Origin of the sequence: Pseudomonas sp. S11P7 (assembly GCF_023195435.1) — a bacterium.
GTDB classification, from domain to species: Bacteria; Pseudomonadota; Gammaproteobacteria; order Pseudomonadales; family Pseudomonadaceae; genus Aquipseudomonas; species Aquipseudomonas fluorescens_G.
Map to the genome: position 1 here is coordinate 2372271 of NZ_JALPKS020000002.1, position 12713 is coordinate 2384983.

A 12713-nucleotide genomic window follows, 5' to 3' on the forward strand; every position below is an offset into this window, starting at 1 on the left:
ATGCTTACGTTAAGTGTTGGATAAAGAGATTGACCGGGACATCCCCCAGCGCTTCGCTGACATTCAGCTCCCTGTTTTTTGTGACTGCGGCGCTGGCAAAAAGTCCCTTCAGGTTTGTCTCGGAGGCGGCGAACGGTAAAACCACCCGCGTATCGCCCCAGCGCAGCGCATCCACCTGTGGCAGGGCACTGTTTTCCAGCAGGGTCGCGCACCGCACCGGCACGATCACAACGGCCCGTTTGCCTTCGTGTTCGCGGGCGAAGGCGAGCACGTTGTGCGCCTGACTGCCCAGCACCTCGAGGGGCTGATAGCTGCCACGGCGGAACAGTTCCGCATGCTCGGCGCGCCGGTTCAGCACCTCGGCGATCAACGCTTGCTTGATGCGCCCGTCGCGCCAGTTCGCCAGCAGTTCGGCGGGTGCCGATTCCGCTTCCAAGGCCTGCGCGCGTGCGGTGTAATCCACCGGCCGGCGATTGTCCGGATCGACCAGGCTGAAGTCCCAGAACTCGTTGCCCTGATACACATCCGGCACCCCCGGCACGGTCATGCGCAGCAAGGTTTGCGCCAGGCCATTGAGGGCGCCGGCGGCGGCGATGCTGTTGACGGTCTTGCTCAGCGCCGCACGCAACAGTTCGCCTTCAGCGCTGGTCAGGAGTTTTTCGGTGAAGGCCTGCGCAGCGTTTTCATAGGCTTCGTTCGGCGCGCTCCAGCTGCTTTGCAGCTTGGCTTCGCGCAGGGCCTTTTGTTGCCACTGCCAGATGCGCTTGGCGTAGTCGGCGAAACCGGCCTGATCGTCATCGCGCAGGTCCAGCGGCCAACTGCCGAGCAAGGCCTGATAGAGGATCAGTTCATCGCCATTCGACGGCATCTGCTCGTCACTGCGCACCGGGCGGGCGAGGGCGCGCCACAATTCGACCTGTTCGGCATACCAATGGCTGCGCTCACTGAGCACGGCCAGCCGCGCGCGGGTGTCCTCGCCACGTTTGTGGTCGTGGGTTGCAGTGGCGAGCAAGTTGTCCGGAAATTCGCTCAGACGCTGTTGGTTGACGGCATGGAAGTCACTCAGCGGTGCGCTGAACTGCTCGGTGTCGTAGCCGACATCGTTGCGCGACAGCAGGACTGCCGAGCGATACAACGCGGTGTCTTCGACGGCTTTGGCGGCGGCGGGTGAGGTCAGTTGCTGGAAACGTACGCAGGCGTGCTTGAGAATCTTGCGCGACCGCCCGCGCGGCTTGCGTCGCCACGGCGTGCCACCGAGCCAGCCAGCGACGCAATCGAGCACCGGCCAGTCGGCTTCGCTGAGGGTTTGCCGGGCACCGTCCATGGCTTTCTGGAAGAACACTTCGTCCTGTTCCGAGCGGCCCATGGCGCTGACATAGGTGCGGTACACCGGGAAATGCACGATTAACGCCTGCAACACCCGGCGGATCGCGCCGAGCGTCAGGTCGCGGGTCATCAGGTCATCGCGGGCCACTTGCAGCAAAGCCTGGGCGACACTTTCGCAGTCGCTGGCCAGCGAGCCGTTGAGAATCTGCTGACGTGCCAATTGCGCTTCTTCGATAAACGCGGCGGGGCGTTCGGTGCGCCGCTGCCACAGTTCACCGAGGACATGTTCACCGTCCGGATCGTGCTGCAACAGCGACAGCTGATTCATGAATTCATAACCGGTGGTGCCGTCCACCGCCCAGTCGCGGCGCAGGGTTTCGCCAGCGCCGAGAATTTTCTCGACGTAGATCGGCAAGTGCCGCCCCGGCGCGAGGCTGTCGAGACGCCGACGCAGTTTGCGGCAGTATCCCCGCGGATCGGCGAGGCCATCGATATGGTCGATGCGCAGACCGTCGACCAGACCTTCTTCGATCAACTGGAAAATCTTGCCGTGGGTGGCTTCGAACACTGCCGGACGTTCGACGCGCAAACCGCCGAGTTCGTTGATGTCGAAAAAGCGCCGCCAGTTGATGTCATCTGCGGCGGTGCGCCAACTGGCGAGGCGATAGCTCTGACGTTCTAGTAACTGATGCAGCTTGTCGAAGCCTTCCGTCGTGGTCGAATCGTAGTGCTGCAGATTGCGCTGGATCGCTTCGAGGATCTGCGGGTCGCTGGCCAGTTGCTGCAGTTCCTGTTTCAACGGAATCGACAGCGAATGCGCATCGGTCTGATAACTCAGCGCACTGAAACGATCGGCCAGGGATTTCAGCGCTTCATCGCCCTTGAGCAATTCGCCGTAATCGTTCGGGCAGATCGGGAAGTGATGGTCGTAATGCTCGACGTAGAAGCCGCCGGTCTGCGCGTTGAATTGCATCCTCAGCGTGCCTTCCTGCAACGCCACACCGTAATCGCTGCCAAGGAACGGCAGCAACAACTGGCCTTCCATCAACGGGTCCGGGGAATGCCACTGAATATCAAAGAATTCGCCGTAAGGGCTCAGTCGGCCCCATTCGAGCAGGTCGAGCCACCATGGGTTGTCGCTGCCGCCCACCGCCATGTGGTTGGAGACGATGTCGAGAATCAGCCCCATGTTGTGTTCGCGCAGGGTACTGACCAGACGCCGCAGCGCCGGTTCGCCGCCCAGTTCCGGGTTGACCTGGGTCGGGTCGACCACGTCGTAACCGTGCATGGAGCCGGCGCGCGCCGCCAGCAGTGGCGAGGCGTAGACATGGCTGATGCCGAGGCGGGCGAAGTACGGCACCAGTGGCACCGCTTGTTCGAGGGTAAAGCCTTTATGAAATTGCAGCCGCAGGGTCGCGCGCAGCGGCTGGATAAGCGTTTGGTTCATTGGTCACGCTCGGCAGCCTGGAGTCGGGCGCAGGCGAGCAGTTCCAGGCGTCGCGCGGCATCGTCGGTGTCGAGCAGCGTTTCGCTGGTGCCCGGCAAGCGCCGCGACCAGTTCGGGTGGGTGTCGGTGGTCCCCGGCAGATTCGCCTGCTCGTTGATGCCGAGGGCATCCTCCAGCGGCAAAAGGACCAGTGGCGCACGGGTGTGGCCGAGGAACCGCACGCTGGCATCGACCACTTGGTCGGCCTCGTGGGATTCCTCGCGGAAGTTTTGCGGGTCCTGGCTCAACGCATTGCGCAGGCCTTCGCGTTCGCGCTGGCGGTGATGGCGCCAGTCGATCTCGCCGTTGGCGTCGACCAGCCCGAGGCGCGCGTTCCAGTCGATATCACGACCGTGCCACCAGCCATTGAGCGTCGGCAGGTCGTGGGTGCTGGTGGTCGCCAGGGCGTTATCCGGCCAGTCGAGAATAGGCTTGAAATGCGTGTTGTCCTGCTCGAACAGCAGCACGCGCATGCCCAGCATCGAGCGCGCGGCGAGTTTTTCACGCAAGCCTTCGGGCACCGTGCCCAAGTCCTCGCCAAGCACGATGGCTTGGTGACGATGGGATTCCAGCGTGAGCAAACGCAGCATGTCGTCGAACGGGTAATACAGGTACGCGCCGTCAGCGGGATCGGCCCCATTGGGGATCACCCACAGCCGTTGCAGGCCCATGACGTGGTCGATGCGCAGGCCACCGGCGTGGGCGAAATTGGCCCGCAGCATGTCGATGAAGGCGCGAAAGCCGTTGCGCACCAGACCTTCGGGCGAGAACGCGGAGATGCCCCAGCCCTGACCGGAACGATTGAGGATGTCCGGCGGTGCGCCCACGGTCAGCGAGGCCAGTAACTCATCCTGAAAGCTCCAGGCCTGGCTGCCGGCGCCATCGGCACCCACTGCCAGATCGGCGATCAGGCCAATGCTCATGCCGGCACTGCGCGCGGCAGTCTGTGCGCGTTCCAGGCAGCGCTGGATCAGCCATTGGCAAAAGGCGAAGTAGCCAATGCGCTCGGCGTATTCCTCGGCGAAGGCCGCCAGCGCGGCGCCACGCGGATCACGCCAGTGCTCCGGCCATTCGCGCCAGTCGAGGCTTTCGCCACGGGCGGCGCGCATTTCCTGAATCGCTTCGAAACGGCAATGGTTCTCCAGCGCTTCGCCGCCGCTGTGGCGGAAACTGGCGAAGTCCGGGTGCAACGGGTGATCGCCAGCGACAAAGCCGTCGTACAAGGCTTGCAGCAGTTTCTGCTTGGCCTCGGCCGCGGCCGGCCAGTCGATCAGCGTCAGGTCTTCAAGCTGCGCGAACTGGTTGCCCAGGCCGGACGCCTCGATGGCGTCGCGTAATGCTCGTTCGCCGAGAATCGTGCCGGGCGCGGCATACAGGGAATTCAAAAACAGACGACTCGATGGCGAATACGGGCTGTAGCGGCTGGTGTCCGCGCTGAACATCGCGTGCATCGGGCTGATCGCCACGGCGTCGGCGCCGCGCTCACCGGCCACGCGCACCAGTTCTTCCAAGGCAAGGGTGTCGCCGAAACCGCCATCGCCGGGGCGGCGCAAGGCATACAACTGCGCGCTCAGGCCCCAGGCGCGCGGGATCGGATTGTCCACGGCGTCGGCGACGCTGAAGCAGCGTTCCGGCGCCACTGCCAGGGTGAAATATTGATCGCCGATATGCACTTGCTGATAACCGACGGGAACAATGCCGGGCAACATCGCCTGCGAATCAAGCTTCAGGTCCAGGCGCGAGCCGTCTTCAAGGTGAATCTCGCAAGGGGTTTCCGGGGCGAAATAGCGCGTCAAGTCCAACGGTGCGCCGACATCGCACGTGAGCAGGGGCGGTAAGTGATGATCCTGTTGCGCCGCTTGCAATTCCAGCAGGCTGGCGTCGATTTCCTGTGCCGTGCTGGCGGGGTGGCCGAGGCCGATCAAGACATTGCGTAATACCGCAGGAGCGACTTTCTGCTGACGCCCATTGGCGTCGATCCAGTCGACGGCGAGGCCGGCTCGGCTGGCGAGTATTTCCAGTTGCGCATCGCTCATAGGCGCTCTCCATCCAGAGGTAGCAAAGGGGTTGCGGCCGTGAGGCTGACAAGCGCGCAATACGCGGGCAGTTCGCCCGAATCCGGGGGACGCCGCCCGGCTGCTGAAACAGCCACACGGCATCGGTGTGTGGAGGGTTGACCACTGGCGTGTCGCTGAGGTTCAGGTCAATTCGCAGCTCACTGCCATCGCCCAGCCGCCAGCGTGCGCTCACGGCGGCGTGACCGAGTTTCTGCGCGCCCAGCGTTTGCGTGCCGGGCAGGTGGGGCGTGATGTGCTGATGACGCAGGTGCAACAGTTCGCGGTAAAGCTCGAGGGTTTGCTGCTGGCGTTGATTGCCGTTTTCTTGCCGTGGTTGGGAAGCGTGGAAGGTTGCTTCGGCATTCGGGTCGGGGATCGTCTCGCGTTTGTGCGGATCGGCGAAGGCGCTGAATGCGGCGAATTCGTTGCGCCTGCCTTCACGCACCAGTTCGGCCAGTTCACCGTGATGACTGGTGAAAAACAGAAACGGCTGCTCGGCGGCGAACTCGTCCCCCATGAACATCAGTGGAACCATCGGCGAGAGCAACAGCAATACCGTGGCTGCCTGCAATGCGCGCGGGTCGGCGAGTTGATGCAAGCGCTCGCCAAACGCGCGGTTGCCGATCTGGTCATGATTCTGCAGAAACAGCACAAATGCCGTGGACGGCAAATGCTCGCTCGGTTCGCCGCGCCGTTCGCCATGACGGTTAACGTGACCCTGGAAAACAAAACCCTGACTCAGGCAGCGCACCAGTTGCTCAGTCGGTTGCTCGGCATAATCAGCGTAATAGGCGTCGGTTTCGCCGGTCAGCAGCACGTGCAGCGCGTTATGCCCGTCATCGTTCCATTGCGCGTCGTAATCGTGCTCCAGCAAGCTGGCCTGATTCAGCTCGTTTTCAACGGTCAGCCAGACGTGACGGGCCGGATCGACCTGTTGACGCACGCGTTGGGCCATTTCGCGCAGGAAGTCAGAGTCGCCAATGGCGTGCACGGCATCCAGACGCAGGCCGTCGAAGCGATATTCGAGCACCCACATCAGTGCGTTCTCGATGAAAAATTCGCGCACTTCCGGGCGGCGGAAATCGATCGCCGCGCCCCATGGCGTGTGCTGGTCCTCACGGAAGAAGCTTTTGGCGTAGCGGTGCAGGTAGTTGCCGTCCGGGCCGAAGTGGTTGTAGACCACGTCGAGGATCACCGCCAGACCATGACCATGGGCGGTGTCGATCAGATGCTTGAGTTGTTCGGGGGTGCCATATGAGGCTTGCGGGGCGTAGGGCAGGACGCCGTCGTAACCCCAGTTGCGGTCGCCGGGGAATTGCGCCAGCGGCATCAGTTCAATGGCGGTGATGCCCAGTGCGGTGAGCCGGGCCAGATGTTGCTCGACTTCGGCGAAGCCACCGAGCGCACCGACATGCAGCTCGTAGATCACCGCTTCGTTCCACGGCCGCCCGGTCCAGGTGCTGTGTCGCCAGGTGTAAGCGTGCGGGTCAACCACCACGCTGTGGCGGTCGAGGTCGCCGTCCTGCGCTCTGGAGGCCGGGTCCGGCACCTCCAGTTCGCCATCGATACAGTAGCGGTAGCGACTGCCCGCCGGACAGCGGGCCTTGATCACAAACCATCCGTCACCCTGCGGCAGCATGGGCAACGATTGACCATCGGCCAGTTCAACACTGACGTAAAACGCATCGGGAGCCCACAGAGCAAATTGCGTGTGTTCGGCGTCCAGCACGATTGCGCCGTGGGGCCAGGTTTCTTGGGTCCTTGACGGCATCTTTGAAACCTCCCTGATTATTTGTGGCTGGCTTTACCCAATGCCTTGGCCACCAGTTGTTCGTACAGTTCAGCGTACGGTTCCACCGCTTTGCTCCAGTTGAATGGCGCCGCCATTGCCCGGCACCGCATGGCGTTGAGCAGCTCGGGGAAGGCAAACACCTTGAATGCGCGGCTCAGGGCCTCCTTGTAGCTGTCGACGGTGGATTCATCGAAGAGGAAACCGGTCACGCCGTTTTCAATGGTGTCGGCCAGGCCGCCGGTATTACGTGCCACCGGCAATGAGCCGAAACGTTGGGCGTACATCTGGCTCAGGCCGCAAGGCTCGTAACGCGACGGCATCAAGAGGAAATCGCTGCCAGCGAACATGCGCCGCGCGTCAGTCTCGTTGAAGCCGATGCGTACGCCGATCTGCCCAGGGAAGCGCAGTGCCAGCTCACGCATGGCCTGTTCTTCCTCCGGCTCGCCACGGCCGATGATTGCGATCTGGCCACCGTTCTGCACGATGAACTCGGACACCGCTTCAGTCAGGTCCAGACCTTTCTGATAGACCAGGCGCGAGACCACGGCGAACAGCGGGCCGGTCGAGTCGTTGAGGCCGAACAGCTCGCGAACATGGGCGGCGTTGACCGCTTTGCCTTCCCAGTCGCCAATGGCGAAAGGCGCGAAGAGGTGCGGATCGGTGGCCGAATCCCAGCTCTCGTCAATGCCGTTGGGGATGCCGCTGAGCAAGCCTTGCTGGGTCTTGGCGGCGAGGAAACCGTCGAGGCCGCAGCCGAAATCCGGGGTGGTGATTTCCTGCGCGTAGGTGGCGCTGACCGTGGTGATGTGGCTGGAATAGGCCATGCCGGCCTTGAGGAACGACATCTTGCCGTAGAATTCCATGCCTTCCTGCTGCAGGGCGTGGGCGGGAATACCCAGTTCCGGGCAGGAACCGAGGCTGGTCACGCCCTGGTACGCGAGGTTGTGAATGGTGAACAGCGTCGGCGTGCGCTGACCGCGCCAGTGCATGTAGGCCGGGGCGAGACCCGCTGGCCAGTCGTGGGCGTGGACGAGGTCCGGGCACCAGTGAATCTGCGCAAGGTTGGCGGCGATATCGGCAGCGGCCAGGCCGAGGCGGGCGAAACGAATATGGTTGTCCGGCCAGTCGCGGCCGTTGTTGGCGCCGTAAGGGCCACCTTCACGCTCGTAGAGTTCGGGGCAGATCAACACGTAGATCACCAGACCGTCGGGCATGTCCATGCGCCCGATCTTGCATGGTGGCAGCGCGGCGTGGCCACCGAGTTCGCCGATGATGTGAATCGGGTTTTCGCTGTGCATCACTTGCGGGTAACCAGGAATCAGCACGCGCACATCATGCAGATGCGCCATGGCGCGGGGCAGAGCGGCGGATACGTCGCCCAGGCCGCCGGTTTTCACCAGATCGGCGATCTCCGACGTGACAAACAAAACCTTTTTCTTGTTGGGATTCTGGCTCGCGACCGGAGCCAGCGTCCGGGTGCCGGGAACGTTGATCGATCGGCTGCCGGGAACGCTGACAGTGCTCGAGTCGCCAATCACCTGGTGAGCACGCTCTCCCTGAATATCCAATGCCGCACTGATCATATGTATCTCCCGTTGTGTTGATCTGTTCTTGTCTCGTACAAACGAAGTTCAGAGCCACGTCCTGTGACCGGGCGCAAACGCGCCACGCATCGGTGAGCAAACGCTACCCAACACGCGCAAGCAGAATGGGTGGTGAAGCCATTGCAAGGATTGCACCAGTCGTTTTGGCTCTGTCTTCTTGATGACCCGACGCGCGATGCAAAAGTTTCGAGTTTTTTTCGACGATGTGACCGGGCGGTTTCACCCGGTGAAAATCAGTCTAGGCCAGATCCTAGAGCGGGCCAGAGCAAATGGGTAAATTGTTCGACAATCGGTTTGTTCGTAAGAAATTTTTGCTGAATCGGAGCAAACGCACCGACGAAGGGCAGGTTTTTTTTGCGACGGAGGGCCAAAACGGTGACTGGGCGGTCACGATTTTGTGCTAGCGGGGAGGGCGGTTGCACTGTTGTGGTGCAAGGGGTGGTGGTGGCTATCCGGGCGCTATCGCGAGCAGGCTCATTCCTACAGGGGGACGCATTCCAAAATGTAGGAGTGAGCCTGCTCGCGATAGCGATTTGCGCTACACCGCTTGATTTGCGATGCCTTCAATTGAGCAGGCGAATCGGCTCCCCCGCAGCCCATGCCTGAATATCCTCGATCATCTGCGCAAAGAACTGCGCATAGTTCTGCCGACTGACATACCCCACATGCGGCGTCGCCAGCACATTGTCGAGTGTGCGAAACGGGTGCAGGGCCGGTAGTGGTTCCGCGTCGAAGACATCCAGCGCTGCCCCGGCAATGTGCTGTTTCTGCAGAGCCTTGATCAAAGCGCCTTCGTCGACGATCGGTCCGCGCGCGGTGTTGACCAGCAACGCAGTCGGCTTCATCCAGCCCAACGCCTGCGCGTCGACCAGCCCGCGGCTGCGTTCGCTGAGCACCAGGTGCACCGACAGCACATCGGCCTGCTCGAACAGCTCCTGCTTGCTGACGTAGGTCACGCCGACCTGTTGGGCGCGTTCGGCAGTGAGGTTTTCGCTCCAGGCAATCACGCGCATGCCGAACACCTGGCCGAACTGCGCCACGCGCTGGCCGATGCTGCCCAGACCGAGAATGGCCAAAGTCTTGCCATGCAGATCGCCGCCCAGCCCTTGCTGCCACTGGCCGTTGCGCAAGGCGTTGGCTTCGTTGAGCAGATTGCGCGTGGCAGCCATGATCAGCGCCCAGGTCAACTCGGGCGCGGCGTGCTTGTAACTGTCGGTGCCGCACACCTTGATTCCGAGTTTCGCCGCCGCCTGCATGTCCAGCGCCGCATTGCGCATGCCGCCGGTGACCAGCAGCTTGAGCGCCGGCAAGCGCTTGAGCAGGTCCTCGTCGAAACGCGTGCGCTCGCGCATCACGCAGATCACCTGATAGCGGCCCAGACGTTCGGCCAGGGTGGCGTTGTCTGCCGGGTAGTCATGCACGAAGGTCAATTCACCGATGTTCTCGAGGACTGACCAGTCGACCACGTCGCGGGCCACGTCCTGCCAGTCATCAATCACTGCAATCTGCACCGCCATCAGCCTTACCTCATCAACGAACGGGATTGGATGTATTCAGCCAGCTGAGCAGGGCCTTGTGGAACTGCGCCGGTTCTTCCATTTGCGGGGCATGGCCCATGCCGGGAAATTCGACCAGCGTCGATTGCGGGATCAGTTTGGCGACTTGCTTGCCGAGCACGTCGTAGTGGCCGATCTTCGCTTTGACTTCCGGCGGGGCGATGTCCTTGCCGATCGCGGTGGTGTCGGAGGTGCCGATCAGCAACAGCGTCGGCATCTTCAGGTCCTTGAACTCGTAATACACCGGCTGGGTGAAGATCATGTCGTAGATCAGCGCCGAGTTCCACGCGACCTGAGTCTTGCCCGGGCCTTTGCTCAACCCGGCGAGCATGTCGACCCAACGGTCGAATTCCGGCTTCCAGCGGCCGTCGTAATAGGTGGTGCGTTCATATTCGCGAATGCCCTGGGCGCTGACTTTCAGTTCGCGCTGATACCACTGATCGACAGTGCGATACGGCACACCGAGGGCTTTCCAGTCTTCCAGGCCGATCGGGTTGACCATGGCCAGTTGTTCAACCTGCTCGGGATACTGCAAGGCATAACGGGTGGCGAGCATGCCGCCGGTGGAGTGGCCCAGCAGCGTGGCTTTCTGGATACCCAGCGCTTTGAGCAACTGCTGCGTGTTGGTCGCCAGTTGCTGGAAGGTGTATTGGTAGTTATCGGGTTTGCTGGAGGTGCAGAAGCCGATCTGATCCGGCGCAATCACTCGGTAACCGGCTTCGCTCAACGCCTTGATCGAACTGTCCCAGGTCGCCGCACAGAAATTCTTGCCATGCATCAGCACCACGGTGCGGCCATTGGCCTTGCCGTTGGCGGCGACGTCCATGTAGCCCATCTGCAGCGATTTGCCCTGGGATTCAAAGGCGAAGTGTTTAAGTGTGTAAGGGTAATCGAAGCCTTGCAGCTCGGGGCCGTAAGCCGGGCCTTCGGCGGCGGCTGGCGTGGCAGCCTGCACGGACATGGGCAGAGCAGTGCACAGAAGCAGGCCGGGAAGCCAGCGAGGAAACGAGACAGGCATAGGGTCAAACTCCGTTTGAAATGGGCCGATGCTCGAACGGCCGGATTATGGCGACGTTAAAAACAGGCAATGATCGTGGCCGATGGTTCAACCAAGCCAGCCCAGAGTCAGCATGGCCAGCACGCCGTAACGGGCGCCTTTGGCCAGGGTTACGATCAGCAGAAAGCGCCCGAGCGGTTCTCGCATGACCCCGGCGATAAGCGTCAACGGATCCCCAATGACCGGTAGCCAACTGAACAGCAGAGACCAGTGACCGAAGCGCTGGTAGTGCTGTTGAGCTTTGGCCATGTGCTGCGGACTGACCGGAAACCAGCGCCGGTCCTGAAAACGTTCAAGCCCGCGGCCCAGCCACCAGTTGACCAGCGAACCAAGGACGTTGCCCAGCGTCGCCACGGCCAACAACCCCCACAACCAGTAACGCTCGCTGACGATAAGACCGACCAGCAGCGCTTCCGACTGCAGTGGCAGCAAGGTCGCGGCACCGAACGCCGCCAGGAACAGTCCGGCGTAAGCAGCCCCGATCAATGCGCCGGGTAATCCGCCACGACGACATCAGCGCCGTTCTTTTTCAGGCCGATCACTTGCCAGGCGTCGCTCATGCCGTCCATTTCCATGCCCGGCGAGCCCATCGGCATGCCCGGTGCGGCCACGCCAAGCAGGTCGTCGCGCTTGCTCAAGGCCAGTACCTGTTCGGCCGGGACGTGGCCTTCGACGAACTTGCCATTGATGATTGCCGTGTGGCACGAGGCCAGACGGGGTGGCACGCCGTGCTGTTGCTTGAAGCTGCTCATGTCGCTTTCGACGTGATCGTCGACCTTGAAACCGTTGGCTTCGAGGTGGCTGATCCACTTTTTGCAGCAACCGCAGTTGGCGTCGCGATGGACTTCAATCGGGATCAGGTCGGCGGCCTGGGCGAGAGAGGACAGGAACAGGGCGCTGAGGGCGAGTAGACGCAGGTGGGTTCGCATGACGGATTCTCGGCTCGGGTGGCGGTCAGAAGAGAACGCATTTTGCCCGGTTTTCGCTGTTCAGCATCAACGCAGTGTTTCTGGTTGTTGCAAAACACACAGGCAGGCCCTTGTGGGAGCGAGCCTGCTCGCGAATGCAATTATCCAGACAATGATGGAGTGACTGACAGATCGCTTTCGCGAGCAGGCTCGCTCCCACAGGGATTCGTGCAATCTCTGAATCCCCGTGGGTGCATGATTCAGCGCACCTTGAACCGCCCCATGATCGCGCTGACCCGGCTGTTGGCTTCCAGCAACTGGCGAGTGTTGAGTTCGCTGGTCTGGCCGCTCTGCACCAGTTCATCGACCATGTGGCGGATCTGCACCATGCTGCGGTTGATCTCTTCGGTGACGGCACTTTGCTGCTCGGCCGCGGTGGCGATCTGGGTGCTGAGGCTGTTGATATGGCTGACCGAACTGGCCATTTCGTCCAGCCCCGAGTTGACCCGTGCCGTGGCGTCAGCGGCGGACTGACAGCTGGCCTGAGTGTTTTCCATGGCACTGACCGACGAGCTCACGCCTTGAGTCAGGCGGGTAAGCATCTCATTGATTTCCGAGGTGCTGGCCTGGGTGCGGGCGGCGAGGGCGCGGACCTCGTCGGCTACTACGGCAAAACCGCGACCCTGTTCACCGGCGCGTGCGGCTTCGATGGCGGCGTTGAGTGCGAGCAGGTTGGTCTGCCCGGCAATCGCGCCGATCACGCCGAGAATTTCGGTGATGCGCTGGGCGTCCTGCTGCATGTTTTCAACCTTGTGCGTGGCACTCGCCACTTCGTCGATCAGCGCAACGACGCTGTTGGTGGCTTCGCCGACCACCACACGCGAGCGATCGGCGTTCTCGTTGGCGCGTTGAGTGAAGGCGGCCGTT

The 12713-nt window shown here is 62.1% G+C and carries 7 protein-coding genes and 2 pseudogenes; all 9 read right to left on the bottom strand.

Annotated elements, in window-relative coordinates; genetic code table 11:
- Positions 1-4 precede the first annotated feature (4 nt).
- Positions 5-2773 (bottom strand): malto-oligosyltrehalose synthase, encoded by a 2769-nt coding sequence (locus tag M0746_RS11105; protein ID WP_258449203.1) that lies wholly within the window; start codon positions 2771-2773, stop codon positions 5-7.
- Positions 2770-4848: a 4-alpha-glucanotransferase gene (gene malQ, locus M0746_RS11110; protein ID WP_258449204.1), complete on the bottom strand. Its 2079-nt coding sequence runs from the start codon at positions 4846-4848 to the stop codon at positions 2770-2772. Before malQ ends, M0746_RS11105 begins: the two co-directional genes overlap by 4 nt.
- Positions 4845-6640: pseudogene (gene treZ / locus M0746_RS11115) on the bottom strand (malto-oligosyltrehalose trehalohydrolase). The gene malQ and the pseudogene treZ overlap by 4 nt, the downstream one beginning before the upstream one ends.
- 17 nt (positions 6641-6657) lie before the next feature.
- Positions 6658-8244, bottom strand: a complete 1587-nt coding sequence (gene glgA / locus M0746_RS11120) for a glycogen synthase GlgA (protein WP_208937384.1) — start codon at positions 8242-8244, stop codon at positions 6658-6660.
- 584 nt (positions 8245-8828) lie between these two features.
- Entirely contained in the window at positions 8829-9782 is a 954-nt protein-coding gene (locus M0746_RS11125; RefSeq protein WP_258449205.1) for a D-2-hydroxyacid dehydrogenase family protein, read from the bottom strand.
- 13 nt (positions 9783-9795) lie between these two features.
- The gene (locus M0746_RS11130) at positions 9796-10839 is read right to left on the bottom strand and encodes an alpha/beta fold hydrolase (protein WP_258449206.1); all 1044 of its coding nucleotides are present in this window, start codon (positions 10837-10839) and stop codon (positions 9796-9798) included.
- 87 nt (positions 10840-10926) lie between these two features.
- On the bottom strand, positions 10927-11361 hold the full coding sequence (locus M0746_RS11135) for a YqaA family protein (protein ID WP_258451470.1): 435 nt from the start codon (positions 11359-11361) through the stop codon (positions 10927-10929).
- Entirely contained in the window at positions 11361-11807 is a 447-nt protein-coding gene (locus M0746_RS11140; RefSeq protein WP_258449207.1) for a DUF411 domain-containing protein, read from the bottom strand. Before M0746_RS11140 ends, M0746_RS11135 begins: the two co-directional genes overlap by 1 nt.
- Positions 11808-12046: 239 nt before the next feature.
- A pseudogene (locus M0746_RS29440) lies at positions 12047-12574 on the bottom strand (methyl-accepting chemotaxis protein); the annotation flags it as partial.
- Positions 12575-12713 lie beyond the last annotated feature (139 nt).